At 65.0% G+C, this 26,144-nt stretch carries 20 protein-coding genes and 1 riboswitch; of the genes, 9 read left to right on the top strand and 11 right to left on the bottom strand.

Translation table 11 applies throughout. The features are described 5' to 3' along the window. The first annotated feature begins 138 nt into the window (after positions 1 to 138). Entirely contained in the window at positions 139 to 369 is a 231-nt protein-coding gene (locus tag RBB18_RS03625; RefSeq protein ID WP_306110526.1) for an N-(5'-phosphoribosyl)anthranilate isomerase, read from the top strand. 60 nt (positions 370 to 429) lie between these two features. On the opposite strand, the gene RBB18_RS03620 is transcribed toward RBB18_RS03625, so the two are convergent. From RBB18_RS03620 to RBB18_RS03610, 3 genes are all read right to left on the bottom strand, one after another. Further along, positions 430 to 1,794, bottom strand: a complete 1,365-nt coding sequence (locus RBB18_RS03620) for a cytochrome P450 (protein ID WP_103761383.1) — start codon at positions 1,792 to 1,794, stop codon at positions 430 to 432. Beyond that, positions 1,791 to 3,056: a hypothetical protein gene (locus RBB18_RS03615; protein ID WP_274591953.1), complete on the bottom strand. Its 1,266-nt coding sequence runs from the start codon at positions 3,054 to 3,056 to the stop codon at positions 1,791 to 1,793. The genes RBB18_RS03620 and RBB18_RS03615 overlap by 4 nt, the downstream gene beginning before the upstream one ends. Before the next feature lie 64 nt (positions 3,057 to 3,120). Beyond that, the gene (locus RBB18_RS03610; protein ID WP_103761385.1) at positions 3,121 to 3,873 is read right to left on the bottom strand and encodes a cytochrome c biogenesis CcdA family protein; all 753 of its coding nucleotides are present in this window, start codon (positions 3,871 to 3,873) and stop codon (positions 3,121 to 3,123) included. A 104-nt stretch (positions 3,874 to 3,977) separates the two neighbouring features. Here RBB18_RS03610 and RBB18_RS03605 point away from each other — a divergent pair, with 104 nt between their 5' ends. The 3 genes from RBB18_RS03605 to thiC all read left to right on the top strand — a co-directional run bounded on the left by RBB18_RS03605 (position 3,978) and on the right by thiC (position 6,857). Beyond that, the gene (locus RBB18_RS03605) at positions 3,978 to 4,205 is read left to right on the top strand and encodes a sulfurtransferase TusA family protein (protein ID WP_103761386.1); all 228 of its coding nucleotides are present in this window, start codon (positions 3,978 to 3,980) and stop codon (positions 4,203 to 4,205) included. Positions 4,206 to 4,401: 196 nt separating this feature from the next. Continuing rightward, positions 4,402 to 4,767 carry a phasin family protein gene (locus RBB18_RS03600; protein ID WP_274591954.1) on the top strand — a complete coding sequence of 122 codons (366 nt, stop codon included), beginning with the start codon at positions 4,402 to 4,404 and terminating at the stop codon, positions 4,765 to 4,767. A 62-nt stretch (positions 4,768 to 4,829) separates the two neighbouring features. Further along, positions 4,830 to 4,950: riboswitch (TPP riboswitch) on the top strand. A 107-nt stretch (positions 4,951 to 5,057) separates the two neighbouring features. Then, positions 5,058 to 6,857, top strand: a complete 1,800-nt coding sequence (gene thiC / locus RBB18_RS03595) for a phosphomethylpyrimidine synthase ThiC (protein WP_306110527.1) — start codon at positions 5,058 to 5,060, stop codon at positions 6,855 to 6,857. Positions 6,858 to 7,033: 176 nt separating this feature from the next. On the opposite strand, the gene RBB18_RS03590 is transcribed toward thiC, so the two are convergent. The 7 genes from RBB18_RS03590 to purC all read right to left on the bottom strand — a co-directional run bounded on the left by RBB18_RS03590 (position 7,034) and on the right by purC (position 15,899). Beyond that, positions 7,034 to 9,733, bottom strand: a complete 2,700-nt coding sequence (locus RBB18_RS03590; protein ID WP_306110528.1) for a ribonuclease E/G — start codon at positions 9,731 to 9,733, stop codon at positions 7,034 to 7,036. A 472-nt stretch (positions 9,734 to 10,205) separates the two neighbouring features. Continuing rightward, a complete protein-coding gene (locus RBB18_RS03585) occupies positions 10,206 to 10,961 on the bottom strand; it encodes an SDR family NAD(P)-dependent oxidoreductase (RefSeq protein ID WP_306110529.1) in 756 nt (251 codons plus the stop codon). A gap of 59 nt (positions 10,962 to 11,020) precedes the next feature. Beyond that, positions 11,021 to 12,355: a sigma-54 dependent transcriptional regulator gene (locus RBB18_RS03580; RefSeq protein ID WP_103761391.1), complete on the bottom strand. Its 1,335-nt coding sequence runs from the start codon at positions 12,353 to 12,355 to the stop codon at positions 11,021 to 11,023. 6 nt (positions 12,356 to 12,361) lie between these two features. Further along, entirely contained in the window at positions 12,362 to 14,137 is a 1,776-nt protein-coding gene (locus tag RBB18_RS03575) for an ATP-binding protein (RefSeq protein ID WP_306110530.1), read from the bottom strand. 79 nt (positions 14,138 to 14,216) lie between these two features. Beyond that, a complete protein-coding gene (gene purQ / locus RBB18_RS03570; protein ID WP_274591958.1) occupies positions 14,217 to 14,885 on the bottom strand; it encodes a phosphoribosylformylglycinamidine synthase subunit PurQ in 669 nt (222 codons plus the stop codon). Further along, positions 14,885 to 15,124 carry a phosphoribosylformylglycinamidine synthase subunit PurS gene (purS, locus tag RBB18_RS03565; RefSeq protein WP_274591959.1) on the bottom strand — a complete coding sequence of 80 codons (240 nt, stop codon included), beginning with the start codon at positions 15,122 to 15,124 and terminating at the stop codon, positions 14,885 to 14,887. The genes purQ and purS overlap by 1 nt, the downstream gene beginning before the upstream one ends. Positions 15,125 to 15,137: 13 nt before the next feature. Then, positions 15,138 to 15,899, bottom strand: coding sequence for a phosphoribosylaminoimidazolesuccinocarboxamide synthase (gene purC / locus RBB18_RS03560; RefSeq protein WP_103761395.1), 762 nt, complete (start codon positions 15,897 to 15,899; stop codon positions 15,138 to 15,140). Positions 15,900 to 16,058: 159 nt separating this feature from the next. Between purC and RBB18_RS03555 the strand changes: the two genes are divergently transcribed. From RBB18_RS03555 to RBB18_RS03540, 4 genes are all read left to right on the top strand, one after another. Then, positions 16,059 to 16,373 (top strand): DUF1476 domain-containing protein, encoded by a 315-nt coding sequence (locus RBB18_RS03555; protein ID WP_103761396.1) that lies wholly within the window; start codon positions 16,059 to 16,061, stop codon positions 16,371 to 16,373. Positions 16,374 to 16,516: 143 nt separating this feature from the next. After that, positions 16,517 to 18,430, top strand: coding sequence for a phosphatidylglycerol lysyltransferase domain-containing protein (locus RBB18_RS03550; protein WP_306110531.1), 1,914 nt, complete (start codon positions 16,517 to 16,519; stop codon positions 18,428 to 18,430). 32 nt (positions 18,431 to 18,462) lie between these two features. Next, positions 18,463 to 19,485: a betaine--homocysteine S-methyltransferase gene (gene bmt / locus RBB18_RS03545; protein WP_103761398.1), complete on the top strand. Its 1,023-nt coding sequence runs from the start codon at positions 18,463 to 18,465 to the stop codon at positions 19,483 to 19,485. Positions 19,486 to 19,622: 137 nt separating this feature from the next. Continuing rightward, the gene (locus RBB18_RS03540; protein WP_306110532.1) at positions 19,623 to 20,747 is read left to right on the top strand and encodes a mandelate racemase/muconate lactonizing enzyme family protein; all 1,125 of its coding nucleotides are present in this window, start codon (positions 19,623 to 19,625) and stop codon (positions 20,745 to 20,747) included. Positions 20,748 to 20,996: 249 nt separating this feature from the next. On the opposite strand, the gene RBB18_RS03535 is transcribed toward RBB18_RS03540, so the two are convergent. After that, on the bottom strand, positions 20,997 to 23,429 hold the full coding sequence (locus RBB18_RS03535) for an FAD-dependent oxidoreductase (protein ID WP_306110533.1): 2,433 nt from the start codon (positions 23,427 to 23,429) through the stop codon (positions 20,997 to 20,999). A gap of 280 nt (positions 23,430 to 23,709) precedes the next feature. On the opposite strand from RBB18_RS03535, the gene RBB18_RS03530 reads away from it, so the two are divergent. Continuing rightward, positions 23,710 to 26,127 (top strand): FAD-dependent oxidoreductase, encoded by a 2,418-nt coding sequence (locus tag RBB18_RS03530; RefSeq protein ID WP_306110534.1) that lies wholly within the window; start codon positions 23,710 to 23,712, stop codon positions 26,125 to 26,127. Positions 26,128 to 26,144: the final 17 nt, after the last annotated feature.

Genomic DNA, 26,144 nt, shown 5'->3' with positions numbered 1-26,144 from the left:
GCGCAGCCCAAAATGGCGCGTCGGTATTGCGTCGGTATCCGGGTGGCATCGCGTCGGTGTCGTTTCTTGCAAGAGACCGGAACAAGAGACCGCGCGCTTTTTACCCGGTATTAACTATGTTTGGGCCAGCATGAGCCCATGTCAGAGCGTCGCCTTCTCCTGCCCGCCGACATTTGGATGCGCAAGATTTTCGACGCGAAAGCCGCTCGGGAGGGCGGTGTCGTCCGGCGCAGCGTTCGCGACATCGAGAGGATCGTGGACAGAGACCGGTTTCGGCGCGAGATCGGGCGGCGGGGATACCATGCGGTCGAGAACGCGGGACAGGTTGTCATCTTCTGCAATAACGAGCGGGTGTCGGTTTGGTGTTGAGCGCCAAAAGCTTTGAGAAAGCTTTTGGCAAATCTTTTTTGAAAAGATTTGCCCCGGCCCCTAGCGCGGCGTGACCTTGAGCCAGATGCCGTCCTTGCCGCGCACCGTCAGGTGCGCCACCGGCATGGCGGGACGCTCCGGAACGAGTTCGAACCGGTAAACGGCAACCATCATCGACAGGAGCAGCGGCCCCTCGATCATGGCGAACCCGGCGCCGGTGCAGACGCGCTGTCCGGCAGAGAACGGCATGTAGGCGTTGCGCAGACAGGCCCGTCCGTTCTCGGTGCCAAAGCGCGCAGGGTCGAAGTCGTCCGGGCGGTCCCAGAGCCGTTCGTGGCGGTGCTGGTGCCACGGGCTGAGGACGATCTGGCTGCCTTTCGGGACCTGCCGGTCGCGGAAGGTTTCAGGACAGGCGGCCTCACGGACCATCATCGGCACGGGCGGATACAGGCGCAGGGTTTCGCGAAAGACATCGCGCGAGAGGCGCAGTTTGCCCATGTCCGAGAACGCCATGCTGCCCTCGGTCAGAACCTCTTGCGCCTCCGACGCCAGACGTTCCTGCCAGTCGGGGTGCATTGCCAATAGATAGAGCGCCCAGGCAAGGGCCGAGGCCGACGTCTCGTGCCCGGCGAGAAAGAAGATCGCCACCTGGTCGACCATTTCGGGCGTGTCGAAGCGGCCGCCGGTTTCGGGGTCGGTGGTGGTCATGATCTTGGTGGCAAGATCGTCGGGCGCGGTGCCCGCCGCAATCTCGTCCATCCGGCGGCTTGTCAGGCGGGTGATCAGGTCGCGGATCGTGCGCGCCGTCGCCTTGGTCCGGCGGCGGTGAAAGCGCGGGAACCAGCGCGGCAGTGGCAGGAAGGCGGCCAGGTTCAGCATCGGCTGGGTGCGCTGGTGTTCGCGGAACTCGTTGAAGACGCGGGTGGCGATCTCATCCTCGATCGGGATCGAGAAGAGCGTGCGGAAGATCACGTCGGCAGCGACGTGGCTGGTCTCGGCCTCGATCTCGACGGGCTGGCCGGTGGCGTGATCGGCGAGGCGCGCCACGGCGCCCTGCCCCGCCGCCAGCATGGCCGGGAACGTGTCACGCAGGCGCCCGCCCTCAAAGGCCGGGTCGATGATGCGGCGCTGGCGTTTCCATGTCTCGCCGTTGGTGACGAAGACGGAATTGCCCAGGAGCGGCGTGAGGCCTTCGCGCACGCGGTCGGATTTCGGGAAATCGTCGGGGCGTTCCTTGAGCACAAGGTCGACAAGCTCGGGCTGGTTGCAGAGGTAGGAGCGGAAGAACGGCGTGCGGAATTCGGCCATCCAGGCGCGGTAAAGCCGCGCGGGCTGGGCCGAGAGGATGTCGGCCCGGAAAAGCCGCATGTAGCGCCAGAGCGAAACGCGGCCCTCGCGCGCGGGCGGCTTGGGCGGTTGGCTCATGCCGCCATGCTCGTGAAGCGGGAGGTGGCGCGGGTGATGCGGCTGGGCGACGGGGCGCGGTCGGTGTAGCGGTGGCCCAAGGTCTGCGGGCCGGCGGTGATCTGGAAATAGTCGTAGTCGCCGGGGCGGTCGAAGGCGCAGAGATACTGGAAATGCAGCCGAAAGAAGCGCCAGCGCAGGGCCTTCCAACGTGCCGGGCTGAGGGTTTGGGTGAAGGCGGCCGAGAGGATCAGGGGCCAGCGCTGATTCTTGGGGGCGACGCCGGAGACGGCGACCGGATCGCAAAGCGCGAAGGCGCAGCCGTCGCCGGGGGCGGTGACGTCGACCCAGGCGAGTTCCTCGCGGGTCGAGAGGTAGTGCAGGTCGGCGCGGAGGCGGTGGGCCTCCTTGAGAAAGGACACCATCGGGACGACCTGCCCCAGCGTGAGGAACGAGAGTGTCGGGCCGTTTTCCGGCACGCGGCCTGCCCGGATGAGATCTGCGAGGATGGAGACGCCGAGATGGGCGCCGGAGGAGTGGCCGACGACGAGTACCTCGTCCACGTCGCGGGTCAATGCGGCGGCGATCTCGTCGGTGAACTGGGCCATCCGCGCCTCCAACTTGGGCGGGTTGGCGCCCTTGGACTGGGCCGAATAGGCGTAGTCGTGCATGAGGTAATAGGCGAAAAGCTTGTTGTCGCGGGCCTTGAACCAGCGCAGCAGCGCGTAGCCTGCCAGAAGCGCGACCGGAATGCTGCCGTAAAGGACATAGACGAAGGCATCGGAGAACAACTGGTCCGGAGGCCGAAAGAGCGTTTCCCATGTCCAGACGATGGCGGACCACAGGCCAAAGGCCAGCGCGAGGGCCAGCACCAGTTGCACGACCAGGAAGCCCACCGGGTAGAGCGCGGCAATGACCGGCCCCTTGCGCAGGCGCATCAGGCGGAACAGCGCGCCCGAGGCGATATAGGTCCAGGCGGTGCGGATGAGTTGCAGGTAGGTGCCGGCGATGCCGCGCTCCATGCTGTCGCGGACGATGTCGGACCAGACCAGCACGTCGAACTCGGTATGGACTGCCTGGCCCTCTATGGTCGCGTCTACCTGCCAGCCGTAGCGGCCTTGAGTTTTGCGGGCCGACAGGGCGAGGTCATAGCCCGAGAGGCCCGCCTGCTCCGCGCCCTCCTTGCGGTAGAGCTCGCGGTAGCGGCGGGGATGAATGGGATCGTATCCCGGAATGTAGAACACCCGGCGACGGGTGACGGGGGCGTGGGTGGGGCTGCTCATGCCAGACCTGTCTTGGCCTCTTCTTTGCAAGAGCGTAGCCCATTATTGGGGCGAGAGTAAGACTTTAGCCGACCAGCGCGAGGGCCGGGAACATCTCGAGCAGCCAGTAGGAGAAGGCGGCGAAGCCACCCGTCAGCATCAGCAGGCCGATGGTCCAGAGGAGCAGGCCCATGATCCGCTCGATCTGGTCCATGTGGCGTTTCATCCAGTTCATCAGCCCGGTCAGGCGCGGCAGGAACGCGGCGACCAGAAGGAAGGGGATGCCGAGCCCCGCGGCATAGACCGCGAGCAGCAGCGTCCCGCGCGTGACGGAGGCTTCGGACGCCGCCAGAGACAGGATCGCGCCCAGCTGCGGCCCGATGCAGGGCGTCCAGCCGAAGGCGAAGGCGAGGCCGAGGATATAGGCCCCGAACGTGGTGCCGCCCTTGTCGCCCACGTCGAGGCGCGCCTCGCGGTCCATGATGCCGATGCGGAAGATGCCGAGGAAATGCAGGCCGAAGATCATGACGATGAGGCCGGCGGCGGTGTTGAAGTAATCCTGGTATTGCAGAAAGGCGCGGCCAAAGGTCGAGGCCGCAAAACCGAGGAACAGGAAAACGGTCGACAGGCCCAGCACGAAGAAAAGCGCGGGCAGGATCGCCTTATTGCGCGTGCGGCGCTCGGACTGGAGGTCGGTCACGGTGACGCCGCTCATGTAGGCCAGGTAGGGCGGCACTATGGGCAGCACGCAGGGGCTGAGAAACGAGAAAACGCCGGCCACGAGCGCGATGGCCATGGCGGGGATCAGGGTGGCGTCTATGAGATCGATTCCGAACATGCCTTTCGTCTAGTGCAAAACGCGGAGGGCGTCACGCGGCGCGGCGTCACAGCGCGGTCACATCTCGGTGGACAGGCTGTAACGGTTGGACTACCTCCGGTCGCATGAGCGAACCTGAGACCATCGACGCCGTGGGGCTCTTGTGCCCCCTGCCCGTGCTGAAGCTGCGCAAACGGATGAAGCCGCTGGCCAGTGGTGATGTGATCGTGCTGCGGGCGGATGACCCGGCGGCGGTGATCGACGTGCCGCATTTCTGTGCCGAGGCGGGGCACGAACTGATCGAGACGGTCGAGGACGGGGTGGTGACGCTTTACCGGGTGCGCAAGGGCTGAGGCGCACGGGGGTGCGACAACGGCGCGAGGGACAGCAGGCCGGTTGCGCTGTACCTCGGATGAGCCACGTCATATAATTATTACCGTCCCGAATGGCGCAAGGCGCGTGTTTCGGTGTGTTGTGCCAGATCGGAAGACGTTCCCGCAAAGACCGCCCCGCCGCGGGCTTTGCCGAAGCTCGTAAGGAGTGGCGCAGATGGCCAGATCTACGAAGAAAACAACCGAAACCCCGGACACGACTTACCAGGCCAATGCCGGCATGGTGGCCGCGATGGCGGCGTTCAGCCCGGTGGCGATGACAGCATGGTTCGACATGGTTCAGGAAAGCATGCGCTTCATGTCCGAACGGCTGGAGAAGGATCTGGAGGCGCAACGCGCGATGCTGGCCTGCAAGACGCCGCAGGAGCTGATGCAGGTTCAAAGCGATTTCATGAAGAAGGCGTTCACGGACTATACCGAAGAAACGCGGCGGATGATGGAGATGATGGGCGTTGCGATGAAGGTGGATATCAAGGACACCGCCCCGACGACCCGGCGCAATTACGACGATGTGCCGGTCTGATCCGCACCGCCCGAGACTTTTCCCGATTGGCCGTTGAAATGACGGCGGCGCTTCGCTAGCCTGCGCTTACGCAGGGGGGTCCCGCCCAGGGGACTGAGAGGCTGACAGGGCATATGCCCGGTGACGCGACCCTTTGAACCTGACCCAGTTGACACTGGCGTAGGAAGCTAGGATCGCATTCCCGGACGTCCGGGCACTGTTTTCCGAAGACGGGGCGCATCGCCCCCGCGTTTCCCTCAAGCCACGCCTCATCTGGTGTCTTTTCGAGTAACCGCTTGAGGAGCGCCAAAATGAACGTACCCAATCCCAAGATCACCACGGGCGAGCTGCCCGCGTCACGCAAGATCTACGTGAAAGGCACGCAACACCCCGATATCCGCGTGCCGATGCGCGAGATTTCCGTGCATCCCACGTCCGGCGAAGAGCCCCTGCCCGTCTATGACAGTTCAGGAGCCTATACCGACCCGAACGTGTTGACCGATATCCGCGAGGGCCTGCCCCGCCTGCGCCGCGAGTGGATCGAGGCGCGCGGCGATGTCGAGGAATACGAGGGCCGTCATGTAAAGCCCGAGGATAACGGTTTCGTCGAAGGCGACCGCCTGACGCCGGAATTTCCCAATATCGCCGCACCGATGCGGGCGAAAGATGGCAAGGCGGTCACGCAGCTGGCCTATGCGCGGGCGGGCGTGGTGACGCCGGAGATGGAGTTCATCGCTATTCGCGAGAACCAGATGCGCGAGGCCGTGGCCGAGGCGCGCGACGGCAATGACTGGGGCGCCAATATTCCCGACTACGTGACGCCGGAATTCGTGCGCGACGAGGTGGCGGCGGGCCGGGCGATCATCCCGGCCAACATCAACCACCCCGAATCCGAGCCGATGATCATCGGGCGCAATTTCCTGGTGAAGATCAACGCCAACATGGGCACCTCCGCCGTGACCTCCTCGATGGAAGAGGAAGTGGACAAGCTGGTCTGGGCGATCCGCTGGGGCGCGGACACGGTCATGGACCTTTCCACGGGGCGCAACATCCACAACACGCGCGAATGGATCATCCGCAATTCCCCCGTGCCGATCGGGACCGTGCCGATTTACCAGGCGCTGGAGAAGGTGAACGGCATCGCCGAGGACCTGACCTGGGAGGTGTTCCGCGACACATTGATCGAACAGGCGGAACAGGGCGTGGATTATTTCACCATCCACGCCGGCGTGCGCCTGCACATGGTGCCGATGACGGTGGACCGGGTGACAGGCATCGTGTCGCGCGGCGGGTCGATCATGGCCAAGTGGTGCCTGCATCATCACCGCGAGTCGTTCCTGTATGAGCATTTCGAGGAGATCTGCGACATTTGCCGGGCCTATGACGTGTCGTTCAGCCTTGGTGACGGGCTGCGGCCCGGGTCCATCGCGGATGCCAATGACGCGGCGCAGTTCGCCGAGCTGGAGACGCTGGGGGAACTGACCAAGATCGCCTGGGCCAAGGATTGCCAGGTGATGATCGAGGGGCCGGGCCACGTGGCCATGCACAAGATCAAGGAGAACATGGACAAGCAATTGGAGTGCTGCCACGAGGCGCCGTTCTATACGCTTGGACCGCTGACCACGGATATCGCGCCGGGGTATGACCATATCACCAGCGGGATCGGGGCGGCGATGATCGGGTGGTTCGGCTGCGCGATGCTGTGCTACGTGACGCCCAAGGAGCACCTGGGCCTGCCCGACCGGGACGACGTGAAAACAGGGGTGATCACCTACAAGATCGCGGCCCATGCCGCCGACCTGGCCAAGGGCCTGCCCGGCGCGCAGCGGCGCGACGATGCGCTGAGCCGCGCGCGGTTCGAGTTCCGCTGGGAAGATCAGTTCAACCTGTCGCTGGACCCGGAAACCGCGCGGGAGTTCCACGACCAGACCTTGCCCAAGGAAGCGCACAAGGTGGCGCATTTCTGTTCGATGTGCGGGCCGAAATTCTGCTCGATGCGGATCAGCCACGACATCCGCGCCGAGGCGCAGAAGGAAGGGATGGAAAAGATGGCCGCCAAGTTCCGCGAAGGCGGGGATTTGTACGTGCCGGTGGATGAGGCGGAGGAGTGAGCGCCGGGATCTGCCGGCGCGCATCCCGGACCTGATCCGGGATCTCTACGGTTCGAGGTCCCGGGTCAAGCCCGGGACAGCGTGTGCAAAGTCGCGTGATCGCTACTGGATGCGTGAGAATGAAACCAAAAACGCCGGGGTCCTGCCCCGGCGTTTCATGTTTCTGTCAGAGCGACCTAGCTGCCGAACGACCACCAGCCCTTGCGCTTGGGCTTGTCCTCGGCCGGCTCGGGCGTAGCGGTCTCGGCCGTGTCGGTGGCCTCGGCGGCGACCGGCTCGGGCTTCTTGCGCGGAGCGCGTTTGCGGGCCGGTTTGGCCTCTGGCTCGGGTGCGGCTTCGGCAGCCTCGGGTGCGGGCTCCGCCGCGGGTTCGGGCGCTGCCTCTGCGGCCGCCTCTGGCGCGGGCTCTTCCTTTTTCTTGCGCGAGCGCGGCTTGGGCTTCGGCTTCTCCGCAGGTTTGTCCTCCGGCGTGGCCTCGGCCGTCTCGGACGGGGCCTCGGCGGCTGCCTCTTCCTTGGGCGCGTCGTCGGTCTTTTTCTTGCGCGAGCGGCTGACGCGCTTGGGCTTGTCCTCTTTCGGCGCCTCTTCGGAGACGTTTTGGGACTCTGCTGCAACGGGTTCTGCCGGTGTGTCGTCCTTCGGCGTCTCGTTCTTTTGGTCGGACGGGCCGTCGCCGGAGGGCTGACCGTTCTCCTGCTGATCGCCGTTCTGGTTCTGGCCGTTCTCGCCATTCCCGGATTTCGAGCGCGAGCGGCGACGCCGGCGGCGGCGCTTTTTCTTGGGTTGGCCGTCGCCCCCGTCATTGCCGCCGTTGTTGCCCCCGTCATTGCCCTCGTTCTCGGGCGCGGGCGGGGCCTCGGCGGGATCGGGCGTCTCGGCGTCGGCAGCGTCGTCGATATCGTCCATCAGCGAGCTGTCGACCGACACCACGGCGGCGGAGGTCTGTTTCACCACGCGGGAGGCTGTCTTGAACTTTTCGAGCGTGAAGTCGGGGCTGACCAGCGTCGGGTCGCCCTCGATCCGCACCGACAAACCGTAGCGGCCCTCGATCTGTGCGACGTGCTCGCGTTTCTGGTTGATCAGGAAGTTGGCGATGGCCACGGGGCATTTCACCAGCACCTCGCGGGAGCGTCCGCGGGTGCCCTCCTCTTCGATCTGGCGCAGGATGGAGAGCGCCATGCTGTCGTCCGAGCGGATCAGGCCGGTTCCGTGGCAGGAGGGGCACGGCTGGGTCGTGGCCTCGAGCATGCCGGGGCGCAGGCGCTGGCGCGACATTTCCATCAGCCCGAAGCCCGAGATGCGGCCCACCTGGATGCGGGCGCGGTCGGTCTTGAGCCGGTCCTTCATGCGCTTCTCGACGGCGGCGTTGTTCTTGCGCTCGTCCATGTCGATGAAGTCGATCACGATCAGGCCCGCAAGGTCGCGCAGGCGCAGCTGGCGGGCGACTTCGTCGGCGGCCTCCAGGTTGGTCTTGAGCGCGGTGTCCTCGATCGAGCCTTCCTTGGTGGCGCGGCCGGAGTTGACGTCGATGGCCACCAGCGCCTCGGTCACGCCGATCACGATGTAGCCGCCGGATTTCAGCTGGACCGTGGGGTTGAACATGCCCGCGAGGTACGATTCCACCTGGTAGCGCGCGAAGAGCGGCAGGGTATCGGTGTACTGCTTCACGTTCTTGGCGTGGGACGGCATGATCATCTTCATGAAGTCCTTGGCGATGCGGTAGCCGCGATCGCCCTCGACATGGACCTCATCGATCTCGCGATTGTAGAGGTCGCGGATCGAGCGTTTGATCAGGTCGCCCTCTTCGTAGATCTTGGCCGGCGCAATGGATTTCAGCGTCAGTTCGCGGATCTGCTCCCACAGGCGTTGCAGGTACTCGTAGTCGCGCTTGATCTCGGACTTGGTGCGCTTGGCGCCCGCCGTGCGCACGATCAGGCCCGCGCCCTGGGGCACGTCGATCTCGTTGGCGATCTCTTTCAGTTTCTTGCGGTCCGTGGCGTTGGTGATCTTGCGGCTGATGCCGCCGCCACGGGCGGTGTTGGGCATCAACACGCAGTAGCGGCCGGCGAGCGAGAGATACGTGGTCAGCGCCGCGCCCTTGTTGCCGCGCTCTTCCTTGACGACCTGCACCAGCAGGATCTGGCGGACCTTGATGACTTCCTGGATCTTGTAGCGGCGCGGGCGCGGTTTGCGCGGCGGGCGGATATCCTCGTGGTCGTCGTCATCGGCGACCGACTCGATGGACTCGTCCTTTGAGGACGCATCGGAGCGTTTGGACGTGTCGTCGTCATCCTCGCCGTGGTCGTCAGCGTCGTCCTTGCCCTCGTCCGCCTCTTTCGTGGCGGCCTCGGTGGTGTCGTCGTCCTGCGGTTCCTCGACCGGGGTTTCGGCCACGGTTTCCATCGGCGACAGACCTTCGTCGTCATTCGCCGCCTCGTCGTCGAGGTCGATGGTTTCCATGCCGTCGATATCCGACTTGGCGACGGAATCGCCGTTGTCGGCCTCGGCCGCCTTGGACGAGCGCCGCCGGCGGCTGCGCTTGGGCTTGGGTTTGTCCTCTTCCTCGTCACGCGCCTTCATCGCCTCGGCGTAGGCGCGCTCCTCTTCCAGCAGCGCCTCGCGGTCGGCCACGGGGATCTGGTAGTAATCGGGGTGTATCTCCGAAAAGGCGAGGAAACCGTGGCGGTTGCCGCCGTAATCGACGAAGGCCGCCTGAAGCGACGGTTCGACCCTTGTGACCTTTGCGAGATAGATGTTGCCAGCTAGCTGGCGCTTGTTTTCCGATTCAAAGTCGAATTCCTCGACCTTGTTTCCGTCAACCACCACGACGCGGGTTTCCTCCGCGTGGGTGGCATCGATAAGCATTTTCTTGGCCATGTATGTCCGTTGCACGACAAAGGCCGCCAGCCCCCGGGGGGAGCGAGCGTGCGTTGGTCGTGTCTTTTTCGAGCGATATGCAACGCGCGGAAGGCCCGACCGGATCGGGTCTTGCACTGGAACGTCGATGTTCTCGCGCGCGTCATCGCGGTTCTTCTCCAGGGCTGCGGGACCTCGGCCCCCTGCCCCCGTTCATGTGCCGCATCATCCCTTGGGATGTGCCGGCGTCTCGTGGTCCCTCGGGGGACCCAATCGGTTGCCTCACCACCCGTTCCTGGGCCTGAAGCAGCGAAACTCTGAAATGGTCCACAATTGGTGGAGCATATCTCCTAATTAAGGGCGGAAGACGGTAAAAGACAATGGGTAATCGTGCCTGCGTTGCAATTCGGGCCGGCGCTACGGCGCGCGGGAGGAAAGCATCCACAGGAAAACACCACCCACGCGGCGCACGGGGCGCGTGGGTGGTAGTCGGTCAGGCAGCGAAGTTCGGCTGACCGTTCGAGGCCGAGAGCCCGCCATCCACGGGCAGCACCACGCCGTTCACGAACCGCGCATCATGCGAGGCCAGAAAAGCGATGACGCTTGCGACATCTTCGGGTTCGGCGGCGCGGCCCATCGGGATGCGGTCCTTGAAGCGCGCCATGAGACTCTCGTCGTCGCGGATGCCCGAGGACATCTCCGTGCGGGTCAGCGACGGGGCCACGGCGTTGACGCGGATGTCCGGCGCGAGGTCCAGCGCCATGGCGCGGGTCATGTTGCTGACCGCGCCCTTGGAGGCATTGTACCCGAACATCGTCCAGTCGCCGCCAAGGCCGGACACCGAGGACGTGTTGACGATGCACGCGCCATCGGCCTTTTTCAGTTCCGGCAGGGCCGCGGTCACGCAGTTGAAGACGCCGCCGGCATTGATGTTCATCTGGGCGTTGAAATCCTCGAAGCTGAGGTCGCCGGGCGCCCCGCCACGCGCGATGCCGGCGTTGTTGACGACGCAGGTGAGGCCGCCGAAGCTTTCGACGGCTTCGGTGACCAGCCGCTCGGCATCGTCGGGTTTGGAGACGTCGCCGTCGACGACCCGGACGCCCATTTCCGGCAGTTCGGCCGCGACGGCGTCAAGCTTGTCTCGGGTGCGGCCGTTCAGGACGACATTCCAGCCGTCATCGGCAAAGCGTTTGGCGGTGGCGGCGCCGATGCCCGAGCCGGCGCCGGTGATGATTGCTGTACGGGTCATGCTGCTCTCCTTTGTGTGTCGCAGGAGAAACGCGCGGACTTTGACCCGGTTCCAGCCGGTTAGAGGTAGTCCGAGCGTTGCAGGCCGTATTTTGCCATCTTCTCGTTCAGGGTGCGGCGCGGCAAGCAAAGCTCGTCCATCACCGAGGCGATCGAGCCCTTGTGGCGGCGCATGGTGTTGTCGATCAGCATGCGCTCGAACGCCTCGACATATTCCTTGAGCGGCTTGCCCTCGGTCGTCATCACCGGCTGCATGTCCTGATGGTCGGACATCAGCAGCGAGGCGATGGTGCCCGAGCCGCGGCGCGATTGCAGCACGGCGCGTTCGGCGATGTTGATCAGCTGGCGCACGTTGCCGGGCCACGGGGCCTGCAAGAGTTGCGCGGCTTCCTGGGCGGAGACCTGTGGCGCCTCGCAGCCGTAATCATCGGCGAAGGCATCCGAGAAGCGGGTGAAGAGCGTCAGGATATCCTCACCGCGCTGGCGCAGGGGCGGCACCGTGATACGCAGCGCGCCGAGGCGATAGAACAGGTCCGAGCGCAGCGCATCCTCGCAGGTGCGGTCCTGTTCCTGCATGTTGGAGATCGCCACGACGCGGGTTTCCGGCGGGGTGCCTTCCTCGTTGACGAAGGACAGCAGCTTGGCCTGCGCGGCATCGCTGAGTTTCTCGATATCTTCCAGAACGAGCGTACCGCCGCGAGCCTCTTCCACGGCAGGCAGGCGCGTGTCCTCGGGCTGCATCGGGCCGAAGAGGCGCTTCATCAGGGCGTCTTCCTCGATGCCCGAGCAGGAGATCAGCACGAATTTCTTGCCCGCGCGGGCGCCAACGGCGTGCAGGGCGTGGGCCACGAGGGTCTTGCCGGTGCCGGTCTCGCCCTCGATCAGGACATGGCCGTCGGCCTGCCCGAGGTCGAGGATGTCTTCCTTGAGGCGCTCCATCACCGGCGAGGCGCCGATGAGTTTCTTCATCAGCTGACCGCCATCGGAAAGCTCGCGCCGCAACGCGCGGCTGTCTAGCACCATGCGGCGGGCGTTGGTGGCGCGTTTGGCCAGCTCGTTCATCCGGTCGGGATTGAATGGCTTTTCTAGGAAGTCATAAGCCCCGACTCGCATCGCCTCGACCGCCATGGGCACGTCGCCGTGGCCGGTGATCATGATCACGGGCAGAGAGCTGTCGCTGCCCATCAGCTTCTTCAGGAACTGCATCCCGTCCATGCCGGGCATCTTTATGTCGGTGACGACGATGCCGGGATAATCCGGCCCCAGCACCTTGAGCGCCTCTTCCGCGGAGGGGAACGCCTCGGTGTCGTATCCCGACAGGGCCAGCCATTGGCTGATCGACTGGCGCATATCCTTTTCGTCGTCGATGATGGCGATTTTCATGGCGGTCGGCATGTCCTTTTACTCCGCTGCTCTTGTCGCGTCCGGTTGGGCGTCTTCGGTCAATATGGGCAGCTGCATTTCGAATACAGCCCCCCCGTTGGCGGCGTTGCGCGCCGTCAGACGGCCGCCGAGGTCGTTAACGATACCCGAGGAAATGGCAAGTCCCAAGCCGACACCGTCGCCGGGCTGCTTGGTGGTATAGAAAGGCTCGAACAGGTTGTCGATATCGGCGATGCCCGAGCCGTTGTCGCGCACGGTGAGAACGGCCGTCTCGCCCGCGGCCAGAAGTATGTCGATACGCGCCTCGGTCTCGTTTTGCGTGGCGTCCATGGCGTTGCGCAGAAGGTTGATGATGACCTGTTCGATGCGCACCCGGTCGCCCATCACCCAGACCGCATCCTCGGGCAAGGTGCGGGTGATGTCGACCTTCCGCTCGCGCAGCTGTGGTTCCATCAACGCGAGCGCCGAATAGATCGCATCGCCCATGTTTACAGGCTGAAAGCGGTTGCCGTCCTGGCGCGCGTAGGATTTCAGCTGCTTGGTGATCGCGCCCATCCGCTCGATCAGGTCGTCGATGCGCTGGAACGAGCTGACGGCCTCGTCTGGGCGGTTGCGCGACAGCAGAAGGCGAGCGCCGGCAAGGTAGGTTTTCATCGCCGCAAGTGGCTGGTTCAGCTCGTGGCTGACGGCCGCCGACATCTCGCCCAGGACGGCCAGCTTGGAGCTTTGCTGAAGCGTCTGTTCGGCCACCGCGAGGTTCTCTTGCACCCTTTGGCGTTCGGCAATTTCCCGCTGCAGCCTGGCGTTCAATGCGCGAAGCTCCGCCGACTCGCGCTGGAAGAGGGAGGCCCGCGCCGCCGTCTTGCGGTTGAGGAAATAGAAGGCCAGCGCCAGCAGGATGGCGAAGATCATGATTTCCAGCGCCAAGACGCCGTTCACCTTGTCGCGCACCGAGGCGTAGGTGGTGAAGGACGCGATGCGCCAGCCGCGGAAGGCCACCCTGCCCTGCACCCGCATCACCGCCTCGCCTTCGACATAGGCGTCGGGCGGCAGGCTGGACCAGTCGGTGGTGGCCTGGATGGCGCGGAAGATGGCGGAACTGGGCGGCTCGCGGGTGAGCGCGGCCTCCTCGGTCAGGCCGCGCCAGCGCGGCTCTGTCGCCAGGATGATGCGGCCCTGCGAGTCGGTGACCAGCACGGCGTCGGAAATGCCGGCCCAGGCGCGTTCGAATTTCTGCAGGTTGATCTCGACGACGATCATGCCGGCCAGCGTCTGGTTGCTGTCCACGCGGCGCGAATAGAAGAAGCGGAAGGCGCCGGTTTCGTCCTGCACGATGGTGAAGACGTTATCCCGGCTGCGCAGGGTGTCGACGAAATAGGGCGCGTCGCGGGCGGTCTGTCCGATGCGGGCGCGGTCGGTGGCGGCCACGACCCGCCCGTCGGCGTCCAGAAGCGTGAGCGAGGCAGCCTCGATCTCTTCGTTGAAGGTGATAAGGCGTTGGGAAGACTGGGTGAAATTACCCGCGTCAAGAGCGCTGATCAGCGCGGGGTCGCGCGCCAGAAGTTGTGGCACGATGGCGTTCTGGCGCAATTCGGACAGCAGGTTGCCGGAATAGAGCGCCAAGCGCAGTTCGGCCCGGTTGCGGGTGTTTTCGGTAAAGCGGTCGGTCAGAAGGCTGTTGGTGACGGCGACGACCCCGATGGCCAGCGCCACCAGCGTCAAAAGCGCCAGCCGCGCCCGCCAGCCCAGCGTGCGCCCGTTCCTGTCCTCGCTTGAGAAGAACCCCCTGGCCATGCTTCAGATTACGCCGTCGCCGGGGGCGGAACAAGAGCCGCCCATAGTGGCCCCCGGCGGTTTGCCGCCGGGGCGCGGATCAGGCGGTTTCCAGGCTGCCGACAAGGCTGGTGAAGAGCGTCGCGCCTTCGGTATTGCCGTGGGTTTCCTCGGCCATGCGCTCGGGATGGGGCATCATGCCCAGCACGCGGCGGTTTTCCGACAGGATGCCGGCGATGTCCTGCTGCGAGCCGTTCGGGTTTTCCACGTAGCGGAAGGCAACGCGGTCTTCGTCATTGAGCCGCGCAAGCGTGTCGTCATCGGCGTAGTAGTTGCCGTCGTGATGCGCGATGGGAATCGTGATCGTGGTGCCCGCGTTGTAGCCCGACGTGTAGGCAGAATTCGAGGTTTCCACTTTCAGATCAAGGGCTTTGCAGACATATTTCAGGCCCGAGTTACGCAGCAGTACGCCCGGCAGAAGGCCGGTTTCCGTAAGCACCTGGAAGCCGTTGCAGATGCCCAGCACGTAACCGCCCTTGTCCGCGTGAGCCTTGACCGACTGGCAGATGGGCGAGTTGGCGGCAATCGCGCCGCAGCGCAGGTAGTCGCCGAAGGAAAAGCCGCCCGGTACGCCGATCACGTCGACCCCGGCCGGCATCTCGGTGTCCTTGTGCCAGACCATCGAGACCTTTGCGCCCGCGTTCTCGAACGCGACCTTCATGTCACGGTCGCAGTTGGAGCCGGGAAAGACGATGACGGCGGCGTGCATCAGGCGATCTCCACCGAATAGGATTCGATCACGGTGTTCGCCAGCAGCTTTTCGCACATGGCCGTGACGGTCTCCCTGGCCTTGCCCGGATCGGTCTCGGTCAGGTCCAGCTCGATGATCTTCCCCTGGCGCACGCCCTCGACCCCGTCGAAGCCCAGCGACCCCAGCGCGTGACGCACGGCCTCGCCCTGCGGGTCGAGCACCCCGTTTTTCAGCATGACGTGTACGCGTGCTTTCATGTGATCGGATCCCCTAGTTGATCAGCGTCGGTTTGGTCACCGGTGGGTTGGTTTTGGGCATGACGCCCAGGCGCTTGGCGACCTCGGTATAGGCGTCGGTGAGGCTGCCAAGGTCGCGGCGGAACACGTCCTTGTCGAGCTTCTGGCCGGTTTCGATGTCCCACAGGCGGCAGCTGTCGGGCGAGATCTCGTCGGCCACGATCAGGCGCATGAAATCACCGTCATAGACGCGGCCGATCTCGATCTTGAAATCCACCAGCTTGATGCCGACGCCGTACATGACCCCGGCGAGGAAGTCGTTGACGCGCAGGGCGAGCGACAGGATGTCGTCCATGTCCTGCTGCGTGGCCCAGCCGAAGGCGGCGATATGCTCCTCGGTGACCAGCGGATCACCCAGGGCGTCGTCCTTCAGGCAGTATTCCACGATCGGGCGCGGCAGCTGCGTGCCCTCGTCCATGCCCAGCCGCTTGGCCATCGACCCGGCGGCATAGTTGCGCACGATCACTTCCAGCGGAATGATCTCGCAGGCGCGGACAAGTTGTTCGCGCATGTTGATCCGCTTCATGAAGTGGTTGGGGATGCCGACATTCGTGAGGCCCGTCATGAAGTATTCGCTGAGCATGTTGTTCAGCACACCCTTGCCTTCGATGACGTCCTTCTTTTCCGCGTTGAAAGCGGTGGCGTCGTCCTTGAAATACTGCACGATGGTGCCCGGTTCGGGGCCCTCGAACAGGGTTTTCGCCTTGCCTTCGTATATTTTCTTGCGCCGCGCCATGGGCTCTCTTTCATCTGGGGCCGCGGTAAGGGACTCGCGGCGTGTGGCGTTCTCATAGTCTATGCGGCGAAATGGGGCAAGGCGGCCTTATGGACTTGCGTCCTCGCGGGCTTGCGGCCATATCTGGGAAGACCGAAATACCTGCCCGGGGAGAGCCTGATGAGCACCTTCGACGATCGTGAAACCGCATTTGAGAACAAGTATGCCCACGACGAGGAAATGAAATTCAAGGCCGAGGCGCGGCGCAACAAGCTGTTGGGCCTGTGGGCGGCGGAGATCCTGGGCAAGACCGGTGAAGATGCGGACGCCTATGCGAAAGAGGTCGTGCTGTCGGATTTCGAGGAAGCCGGCCACGAAGACGTTGTGCGCAAGGTCGCGGGCGACCTGGGCGACATGGCGGACGCGGACACGATCCGCTCGAAGATGGACGAGTTGCTGCGCGTGGCGCAGGAACAGCTGATGAAGGAAACCTGAGGACGCGTGGGTTTTCACCCACCCTACAGGTGCGCGGGGGCGATTTGCCCCCGGTAATCTTTCGACAATTTGATCTGTTAAGCCGCCGGTAACGCCGTGCCGATAGCCTTGGGCCGATATGGTCTAGGGAAGGACGGTGCTGCATGTCATCACGGGTGTTGCGCGTCGCGTGGCCGGGCGCGGCGGGCTGGGTGCGTCTTGCACTGCCGTTATGTTTTGGCTTGGTTTGCATCTGGGTGCTGATGCGGCAGGTCGACGAGGGCGCTTTTGCCGGGTTGGGCGAGGTCATGGCGCAGCTGTCGGCCTGGCAATGGGCGGGCGCGGTACTGGCCACTGCCGTCAGCTTTGCCGCGCTGGGCCAGTACGACGTGATCCTGCACAAGCACCTGCGCACCGACATCCCCGCGCGACAGGCGCGGCTGAGCGGAGCGGCGGCCATCGCGATCGGGCAGACCGTGGGGATGGGCGTGATCTCGGGCGCGCTGGTGCGCTGGCGATTGCTGCCGGGACTGAGCCTCGTGCAGGCTTTGAAACTGGCCACCGGCGTGGCGGTGACCTTCCTGATCGGGCTGAGTTTCGCGCTGGGCCTTGCCACGCTGCTGTCGCCGTCGGACCTGCTGCCGGCCGTCCTGCCCCTGTTTCTGCTTTTGCTGTTTGGTGTCAGCGCGATACTCGTATTCCTTCACCCCCGCATCCACCTGCGGGCCCTCACCTTGCGGATGCCGAGCCTTTGTGCGCTGGGAGCCATCGCGGGGCTGACGCTGATCGACACGGTTTTTGCAGGGATCGCGCTGTGGTGCCTGCTGCCCGAGACGGTCGCGATGTCTGCGGGCGCGCTCGTGCCCGTTTACATGATCGCGCTTGGCGCGGCGCTTCTTAGCGGGACGCCGGGCGGGCTGGGGCCGTTCGAGCTGGTGCTGGTCGCCTTGTTGCCGCAGGTGCCCGATACAGAGCTTTTATGCGCCATCGTGGCGTTCCGGCTGGTCTATTACGCCCTGCCCGCGGTGCTGGCCGGGATCTTGCTGATCCGGCCCCTGCCCGACGGCATGCGCCCCGGCACGATCAAGCGGGCACTGCATGAAAGCGACCTTGCCGGGCCGGCGCAGGCCGAAGCGGGTCTGTGCCGCCAGAGCGGCGCGGAAGTGCTGGCGCTGGGCACGCTGCGCCTGCCGGTGATCCGGCCCGGGCAGACGCTGTGCATGTTGTTCGGCCCACTGTCCGCGCCCGGCGCGGCGGGGCCGCGCAACGCGCTGGCGCTGATGCAAGGCCATGCCACGCGCGAATCGCTGATCCCGCTGGTCTACAAGGCCGATGCGCGGCTCGCCGCGACCGCGCGACGGCAGTGCTGGCATGCGCTGCACGTGGCCGACGACATGGTCCTGCACCCTGCCGATTTCAGCACCGAGGGCAGCGCCTTTCGCCAGCTCAGGCGCAAGCTGCGCCGCGCTGCGCAGTCCGGCGTGACGGTGGCGCGGGAAACAATCCTGCCCTGGGGCGCTCTGCGTGACATAGATGCCACGTGGCAGGCCCGGCAAGGCACGGCGCGGGGCATGACCATGGGCCGGTTCTGCCCCGGGTACCTGAGCCACCAGGCGGTGTTTCTGGCCCGCCTCGACGACCGCGTCGTCGGGTTCGCCAGCTTTCACATCGGGCGACGCGACTGGTGCCTCGATCTGATGCGGGCGGGCGATGGCGCACCGGAAGGAACGATGCATGCCCTGGTCGCCACGGCCGTGGCCGAGGCCCGACAGGCGGGGATCGCTCAGTTGTCGCTGGCCGCCCTGCCCCCGGCGCACGGCCCACTGGCACAGCTGGCGGAGCGCTTCGCGCCCGCGTCGGGCCTGGCGCAATTCAAGAGCAGCTTTGCCGCCCGGCGTGTGCCCCGCTATGCGCTGGCCCGAAGCCGGATTGGGCTGTGGCTGGGCCTGCTGGACCTGTGGCTGGCGATCCGCCGCCCCGCCGCACGCGCAGGTGAGCGCGGTGCCACGGCGGCGGATGATACCCCGGTTCAGGAAGATGATGACGATTATGGGTTTGCGCGCGCGCGGAATGTATGAGATTTCCTGACCAACATCGCAAAGGGCTGCGCATGACCAACGCATTGAGCAAAATGATGGCCGAGCGGGACTGGATCCTCGCGGACGGAGCCACGGGCACCAACCTCTTCAACATGGGGCTGAGTTCGGGCGACGCACCGGAAATGTGGAATGTCGAGCATCCGGACCGGATCGAGAAGCTGTACGCCATGGCCGTGGACGCGGGCAGCGACCTGTTCCTGACGAACTCGTTCGGCGGTAATGCCGCGCGGCTGAAGCTGCACGGCGCGCAGAAGCGGGCGCGTGAACTGAGCCGGATCTCGGCGGAGATAGGGCGCGAGGTGGCCGACCGTCGCGACCGCCCCGTGGTTGTGGCCGGGTCCGTCGGCCCCACCGGCGAGATCATGGCACCGATGGGCAGCCTGACCCACGAGCTGGCGGTGGAAATCTTTCACGAGCAGGCCGAGGGGCTGAAGGAAGGCGGCGCGGACGTGCTGTGGCTGGAGACGATCAGCGCCCCCGAGGAATACAAGGCCGCCGCCGAGGCGTTCAAGCTGGCCGACATGCCGTGGTGCGGCACGATGAGTTTCGACACCGCCGGGCGCACCATGATGGGCCTGACCTCGGCCGACATGGCGGTGATGGTGGAAAAACTGGATCACAAACCGCTGGCCTTTGGCGCGAATTGCGGCGTCGGCGCGTCGGACCTGATGCGCACCGTGCTGGGATTCGTGGCACAAGGCACCGAGCGTGCGATCGTGGCCAAGGGCAACGCGGGCATCCCGAAATACGTGGACGGGCATATCCATTACAATGGCACGCCCGACCTGATGGCCGACTACGCCGTGCTGGCGCGTGATGCCGGTGCGACGATTATCGGCGGCTGCTGCGGCACCATGCCCGAACACCTGTCGAAAATGCGCGAGGCGCTTGAGACGCGGCCGCGTGGCGACCGCCCGACGCTGGACCAGATCACCAATGCGCTGGGGCCGTTTTCCTCGGCGGTGGACGGCACCGAGGACAACAGCGGCGACACGCCCCAGCCAACGCGACGCAACCGGCGGCGGCGCGGCTGACGCGCGGACCCTGCCCTCGCGTCTGAGACCCGGCAACGGCGGTCGGGAATGCTGGCGGCGCCCGGTCTCGGGCACTGGACAGCCGACAGATAGGTGGGCAAGACTGCGCCGCACCTGCCCTGCCGTAAGGACACGACATGCTGATCACGGATATCCGCGTCACCCCGTTGGCGCTGCCGCTGAAGCGCCTTTATGTCTGGTCGCAGGGCGTCGAGACGCGGTTTCACGTCAACCTTGTCGAACTGATCGGAGAGGACGGCGCGGTTGGCGTGGGCGAGACCACGACCGCGCCCGATGCCGCGGCACAGGCGATGGTCTTGCGCAAGCTGGCGCGGCATTTCATCGGCCGCACGGTTTTCGAGACCCGGCAGATCATGGCCGAGGCGTACCGCGCCAATTTCCTGGCCTTTGGCGGCAACATGCCCCGCTACACCAACCAGCTGATGAGCGGGTTCGACATGGCCGCGCTGGACTTGCAGGGACAGGCCACGGACCGCCCGGTGTGGGACCTGCTGGGCGGCGCGGTGCGCGCCGACGTGGGGTACTTCCATTTCCTGCAGGGCGAGACGGTCGAGGAGCTGGCCGCCGATGCCCGGGCCGCGGTGGCGGCGGGCCACCCGGTGATCTATCTCAAGGTCGGGATCGAGCCGGAGCGCGATATCGCCGCCACGCGGGCGGTGCGCGCGGCCATCGGCGACACGCGCCTGCGGCTGGACGCGAACGAGGCGTGGGATCCGGCGCTGGCGCTGCGGATGATTACCCGGCTTGCCGAGTTCGACATCGAGTATATCGAGCAGCCCACGCCCTCGACCGCGCTGGAGGCGCTGGGACAGGTCGCGCGGCAAAGCCCGATCGCCATCGGCGCGGACCAGTCGGTTTTCACGCTGAACGAGGTGTACCGTGCGATCAGCGGCGGACATGCGCACATGATCGCGGTCGGCCCACGCGAGATCGGCGGCTTGCGCCCGATGATGCAGGCCGCCGCGATTGCCGAGGCGGCGGGGCTGAAGATCTGCATCCATTCCTCGATGACCACCGGCATCACCACGGTGGCCGAGCATCACGTGGGCCGCGCGATCCCGAACCTCGACGACGGCAACCAGATCATGTGGCAGTTGCTGGAAGATAACGTGCTGGAGGGCCCGGACGTGGCCCCCGTCAAGGGACGGCTGGCGCTGGAGGGCAAACCGGGACTGGGCCTGAGCCTGGATCGGGACGTGGTTGCCCGGGCGCATGAGCGGTTCGAGGCCTCGCAGGCGTAGGGTGGGTGAAAACCCACGCTGTCCTACGCGGCAGGTCAACCGCCCCTTAAGGTCGCACGAGGCACGGCATGACGACGCTGCGCAATGCCGGCCCCGGTGCGGAAAGAACCGACCGGGGCGCATTCAGGATAACCGTCAAACCGTTACGCATGACGCCCGCGCCGATCCTTTCGGGACCGGGATATCGACCGCCTCCGCCTGCGCACAGTCGGGTTTTCATTACCCTGACCGGCGCAGACAAGGCTTGACTCAGGCGCGCAGCTTTTCGCCCTGGGGATCGAAGGGCGGCTCGTGCAGGATGCGCGCCTTGTGCGGGCGGCCCAGCACCATGACCTGAACGTCATCGCCGGGTTTGACCGTGCCGGACTTGACGTAACCCAGGGCGAGGCTCATGCCGACGGTGTAGCCATAGGTGCCCGAGGTGACGCGGCCAACGGGGGTGCCATTGGCATCGCGGATTGGCTCGCCACCCGTGGCGTCGGCGTTGGAGGCGGTGACGTCTTCCTCGTCGATATGGATCAGCACCAGTTCCTCGCGCGTGGGCTCGGCCATCGCCTTTTCCGCCGCGGCCTTGTTGAGGAAGTCCTTGTCCATTTTGCAGAGCGGCGCAAAGCCGACCTCGTGCGGGAAGTATTCGGGCGAGTATTCGCGGCTCCACGAGCCATAGCCCTTTTCGACCCGCATGGACATGAGCGCGCGCGCGCCCACGGGGCCTGCGCCGAATTCCTTGCCCGCTTCCAGAAGGGCCTTGTAGAGCTTCTCCTGGTCCTCGGTCTTGCAGTGCAGCTCCCACCCCAGATCGCCGGTGAAACTGACCCGCAGGGCGAGGCATTCGACGCCCGCGATGTCGATCATCTTGGAGCGCATGAAGGGGAAATCCTCGGTAGCGAGGCTTTCGTTAGTCAGGCGTTGCAGTATCTCGCGCGATTTCGGCCCGGCGACGTTGAAGCCGCACATGGCCTCGGTTTTGGTCTCGAAGGTGGTGCCCTCGGGCAGCGGGACCATGTCGAAGAACCGCTTGTGATAGCGTTCGGCCATGCCCGAGGAGACGACCCAGAATTCATCCTCGGCCACGCGCGTCACCGTGGCGTCGCCCGCGATGCCGCCGCGCACGCCGATCAGCGGCGTCAGGCACGACCGGCCCACGGATTTGGGCATCCGGTTGGCGAACACGGCATTCAGCCAATCCTCGGCCCCCGGCCCCTTGACGTGGTACTTGGCGAAGTTGGAGATATCGATGATACCCGCCCGGTCCCGCAGCATCTTGCATTCCTCGCCCACGGGTGCCCACCAGTTCTGGCGGATGAAACCGTTGGTGTCTTTCGTGCCGGGTTCATCGGCGAACCATTGCGGGTGTTCCCAGCCGTAGTTCAGGCCAAAGACCGCGCCCATTTCTTTCTGCATTTCATAGACGGGGCGCGTGCGCAGGGGGCGGCCCGCGGCGCGTTCCTCGTTGGGGTAATGGATGGCGAAGCGGTGGGCATAGACATCCTCGACCTTCGCCTTGACGAACTTGCGGTCGTTGGCCCAGAGGCCGAAGCGCGCGATGTCCCAGGCGAACATGTCGTATTTCATCTCGCCCTCGACGATCCACTGGCTGACCATCAGGCCCATGCCGGCGGATTGGCTGAACCCGGGAATGATGCCGCCGACCATGAAGTAGTTCTTGAGCTCCGGCACGGGGCCGAGGATCACGTTGCTGTCGGGCGACCAGATCATCGGGCCGTTGATGACCCGCTTGATCCCGGCCTCGGCGGCGACCGGCACGCGGTCCATCGCGCGCATCACGTTTTCCATGATGCGTTCCAGGTCGTCGGGGAAAAGGTCATGCGCAAAATCGAGCGGAGTGCCGTCCTCGGCCCAGAAGCGCATGTCACGCTCGTAAGCGCCGATCAGCAGGCCCTTGCCCTCTTGCCGCAGGTAGTATTCGCCGTCGCGGTCGGCGACCGACGGCAGGCGGCGGTCCATGCCGTCGATATCCGCGATGGTTTCAGTCACGAAATACTGGTGCTCGGTCGGTTGTAGCGGCACCTCGATGCCCGCCATCTTGGCCACTTCGCGGCCCCAGAGACCGGCGCAGTTGATGACCCATTCGGTTTCGATATTGCCCTTGGGGGTCTCGACGATCCAGGTGCCGTCGGGCTTCTGCGTGGTCGCGGTGACCGGCGTGAAACGGTGGATTTCCGCGCCGCGCTGGCGGGCGCCCACGGCATAGGCGTTGGTCACGCCGGATGGGTCCACGTTGCCGCCATCGGGCTCCCACATGATGCAGCGGATGCCGTCGAAATTGACCAGCGGGTGCTTTTCCTCGGCCTCTTCGCGGGTGATCTCGTGGAAGTTCATGCCGTAGAGTTCGGCCTTGGCGGCCTGAAGCTTCAGCTGGTGCTCGCGGTTTTCGGTCTGCGCGAGGTAGAGCGAGCCGGGCTGGAAGACGCCGCAGCTTTGGCCGGTTTCCTCCTCCAGACTGTTGTAGAGGTTCATCGTGTAGTGCTGAAGCCGGCTGATATTGGCGCTGTCGTGAAGGCCGTGGATGTTGGCCGCCGCGTGCCAGGTGGAGCCGGAGGTCAGCTCGTCGCGCTCCAGCAGCACCACGTCTGTCCATCCAAGCTTTGTCAGGTGGTAGAGCACCGAGCATCCGATGACGCCCCCTCCGATGACAACGGCCTGTGCATGAGTCTTCATCTCGTCTTCCTATCTGACTGTTTGGCGGCACACTGCCCCACCGGGACGGCCCGCGTTTGTCGGTTCCCGACATCATCGGTCGTGTGATGGCTTTTTGTCATGCCGTTTCCGACAAGGGGTTACGGTTTGCGGCAGGGGGCGGAAATGCGCGGTGACGCATTCACCCTGCTTCGCACAATCGCCCGACCCGTCTTTAGCGACAATACCTGTCGCAAACGGACATGCCGCCCGTCCGCAACCAGACAGTCTGGACGCAACGGCAGACCGAAAGGAACACCCCATGAAAACCACCACCCGAGTGGCCGTGATCGGCGGCGGCGTTGTCGGATGCAGCGTGCTTTACCACCTGACGAAACTGGGCTGGTCGGACGTGATGCTGATCGAGCGGTCGGACCTGACCTCGGGGTCGACCTGGCACGCCGCGGGGGGGTTTCACACGCTGAACGGCGACACCAACATGGCGGCGCTTCAGGGCTATACGATCAAGCTTTACAAGGAGTTGGAGGGAATCACCGGCATGTCCTGCGGGTTGCACCACGTCGGCGGCGTGACGCTCGCGGACAACAAGGATCGGTTCGACATGCTGCTCGCTGAGCGGGCCAAGCACCGCTACATGGGGCTTGAGACCGAGATCGTCGGCCCCGAGGAGGTGCGCAAAATTGCACCCATCACGAATACCGACGGCATCATCGGCGCGCTTTACGACCCTTTGGACGGCCATCTGGACCCGTCGGGCACGACCCATGCCTATGCCAAGGCCGCGCGGATGGGCGGCGCCACGATAGAGACGCATTGCAAGGTGTTGGAAACGAACCCGAAACCGGATGGGTCGTGGGAAGTGGTAACGGACAAAGGAACCATTTTGGCCGAGCATGTGGTCAACGCGGCAGGCCTCTGGGCGCGCGAGGTGGGGGCGATGGCCGGAGTATTCGTGCCGACCTTCCCGATGGAGCATCAGTACCTCGTGACCGAGGAAGTGCCCGAGATTGCCGCGATCATCGACGCGGGGGGCGAGCATCCGCATGTCATGGACCCGGCCGGTGAAAGCTACCTGCGGCAGGAGGGGCGTGGCCTGTGCATCGGGTTCTACGAGCAGCCCTGCCGCGCCTGGGCCGTGGATGGAACGCCTTGGGAATTCGGGCACGAGCTGCTGCCCGATGACTTTGACAAGATCGAGCAATCCATTGATTTTGCTTACAAACGATTCCCCGCGCTGGAGCGCGCCGGGGTGAAGTCGGTCATTCACGGGCCGTTCACCTTTGCCCCCGATGGCAACCCGCTGGTGGGGCCTGTGCCGGGCCTGCGCAACTACTGGTCGGCCTGTGGCGTGATGGCCGGGTTCAGCCAGGGCGGCGGTGTGGGCCTGATGCTGGCGCAGTGGATGGTCGAGGGGGAATGCGAGCGCGACGTGAGCGCGATGGACGTGGCCCGATATGGCGACTGGATCACGCCCGGTTATACCCTGCCCAAGGTGATCGAGAACTATCAGAAGCGGTTTTCCGTCAGTTATCCGAACGAGGAACTGCCCGCCGCGCGCCCCTTCCGCACGACGCCGATGTACGACATCTTTGACGGTATGGGCGCGGTCTGGGGGCACCAGTTCGGGCTGGAGGTCGTGAACTATTTCGCCCAAGGCGACGAGCCTCGATTCGAGACGCCCAGTTTCCGCCGCTCGAACGCATGGGACGCCACGGCGCGCGAGGTGAAGGCCGTCCGGCAAGGCGTTGGAATCAATGAGGTTCACAACTTTGGCAAATACCTGGTGACCGGCCCCGGCGCGCGTGACTGGCTGGACCGTATCATGGCGGGGCGCATCCCGAAGCCGGGACGCATCAGCCTGACGCCGATGCTGTCGCATGCGGGGCGGTTGATCGGGGATTTCACGGTGTCCTGCCTGTCGGACGAGGCGTTCCAGCTGACCGCGTCCTACGGCGCACAGGCCTATCACATGCGCTGGTTCGAGCAGAACGCGGAAATGGGCGTGACGGTCGAGAATATCTCGGACCGCCTGAACGGGTTTCAGATCGCGGGCCCGAAATCGCGGGATCTGCTTGCGGCCTGCACGCGGGCGGATATTTCCGACATGGCGTTCATGGATCTGCGGCATATTTCCGTGGGCATGGTCGACTGCCTGGTGCAGCGGGTCAGCTATACCGGCGACCTCGGTTTCGAGATCTATTGCGATCCGATGGCGCAACGGGCGCTTTGGGACGAGTTGTGGAGCAAGGGTCAGGACCTTGGCCTGAAGCCTTTCGGAATGCGCGCGATGATGTCGCTGCGGCTCGATCGGTTCTTTGGGTCCTGGCTGTCGGAGTTTTCGCCGGATTACACGCCGGGCGAGACGGGCATGGACCGCTTCATCAGCTTCAGGAAAAACGCCGATTTCATCGGGCGTGCGGCGGCCGAGACAGAGCGGGCCGAAGGCGCGAAGCGGGCGCTGGTGGCGTTCGAGGTGGATGCGACGGATGCGGATGTGAACGGCTACGAGCCTGTCTGGATCGAAGGCAGTGTTCAGGGGTTCTGCACCTCGGGCGGCTATTCGCACCACGCAGAGAAATCCATCGCCCTGGCGCTGATCCCGGCGGAAAACGCCAAGCCGGGGCTGGAGGCCGAGATCGAGATCCTGGGCGAGATGTGCGCCGCAAAGCTGTTGACAGAGCATCTGTTTGACCCCGACATGACCCGGATGCGAGGGTAAGACGGGATCAATTGCTT

This window comes from Roseovarius sp. MMSF_3298, assembly GCF_030733705.1.
In the GTDB taxonomy this organism is placed as follows: domain Bacteria; phylum Pseudomonadota; class Alphaproteobacteria; order Rhodobacterales; family Rhodobacteraceae; genus Roseovarius; species Roseovarius confluentis.
This window is presented reverse-complemented; position numbering and strand designations above follow the sequence as displayed.

What these genes read in the sequence shown, in the direction of transcription:
- RBB18_RS03625 (WP_306110526.1), top strand. Translation starts at nt 139, where the DNA reads ATGTCAGAGCGTCGCCTTCTCCTGCCCGCCGACATTTGGATGCGCAAG.
- RBB18_RS03620 (WP_103761383.1), bottom strand. Translation starts at nt 1,794, where the DNA reads ATGAGCCAACCGCCCAAGCCGCCCGCGCGCGAGGGCCGCGTTTCGCTC.
- RBB18_RS03615 (WP_274591953.1), bottom strand. Translation starts at nt 3,056, where the DNA reads ATGAGCAGCCCCACCCACGCCCCCGTCACCCGTCGCCGGGTGTTCTAC.
- RBB18_RS03610 (WP_103761385.1), bottom strand. Translation starts at nt 3,873, where the DNA reads ATGTTCGGAATCGATCTCATAGACGCCACCCTGATCCCCGCCATGGCC.
- RBB18_RS03605 (WP_103761386.1), top strand. Translation starts at nt 3,978, where the DNA reads ATGAGCGAACCTGAGACCATCGACGCCGTGGGGCTCTTGTGCCCCCTG.
- RBB18_RS03600 (WP_274591954.1), top strand. Translation starts at nt 4,402, where the DNA reads ATGGCCAGATCTACGAAGAAAACAACCGAAACCCCGGACACGACTTAC.
- thiC (WP_306110527.1), top strand. Translation starts at nt 5,058, where the DNA reads ATGAACGTACCCAATCCCAAGATCACCACGGGCGAGCTGCCCGCGTCA.
- RBB18_RS03590 (WP_306110528.1), bottom strand. Translation starts at nt 9,733, where the DNA reads ATGGCCAAGAAAATGCTTATCGATGCCACCCACGCGGAGGAAACCCGC.
- RBB18_RS03585 (WP_306110529.1), bottom strand. Translation starts at nt 10,961, where the DNA reads ATGACCCGTACAGCAATCATCACCGGCGCCGGCTCGGGCATCGGCGCC.
- RBB18_RS03580 (WP_103761391.1), bottom strand. Translation starts at nt 12,355, where the DNA reads ATGCCGACCGCCATGAAAATCGCCATCATCGACGACGAAAAGGATATG.
- RBB18_RS03575 (WP_306110530.1), bottom strand. Translation starts at nt 14,137, where the DNA reads ATGGCCAGGGGGTTCTTCTCAAGCGAGGACAGGAACGGGCGCACGCTG.
- purQ (WP_274591958.1), bottom strand. Translation starts at nt 14,885, where the DNA reads ATGCACGCCGCCGTCATCGTCTTTCCCGGCTCCAACTGCGACCGTGAC.
- purS (WP_274591959.1), bottom strand. Translation starts at nt 15,124, where the DNA reads ATGAAAGCACGCGTACACGTCATGCTGAAAAACGGGGTGCTCGACCCG.
- purC (WP_103761395.1), bottom strand. Translation starts at nt 15,899, where the DNA reads ATGGCGCGGCGCAAGAAAATATACGAAGGCAAGGCGAAAACCCTGTTC.
- RBB18_RS03555 (WP_103761396.1), top strand. Translation starts at nt 16,059, where the DNA reads ATGAGCACCTTCGACGATCGTGAAACCGCATTTGAGAACAAGTATGCC.
- RBB18_RS03550 (WP_306110531.1), top strand. Translation starts at nt 16,517, where the DNA reads ATGTCATCACGGGTGTTGCGCGTCGCGTGGCCGGGCGCGGCGGGCTGG.
- bmt (WP_103761398.1), top strand. Translation starts at nt 18,463, where the DNA reads ATGACCAACGCATTGAGCAAAATGATGGCCGAGCGGGACTGGATCCTC.
- RBB18_RS03540 (WP_306110532.1), top strand. Translation starts at nt 19,623, where the DNA reads ATGCTGATCACGGATATCCGCGTCACCCCGTTGGCGCTGCCGCTGAAG.
- RBB18_RS03535 (WP_306110533.1), bottom strand. Translation starts at nt 23,429, where the DNA reads ATGAAGACTCATGCACAGGCCGTTGTCATCGGAGGGGGCGTCATCGGA.
- RBB18_RS03530 (WP_306110534.1), top strand. Translation starts at nt 23,710, where the DNA reads ATGAAAACCACCACCCGAGTGGCCGTGATCGGCGGCGGCGTTGTCGGA.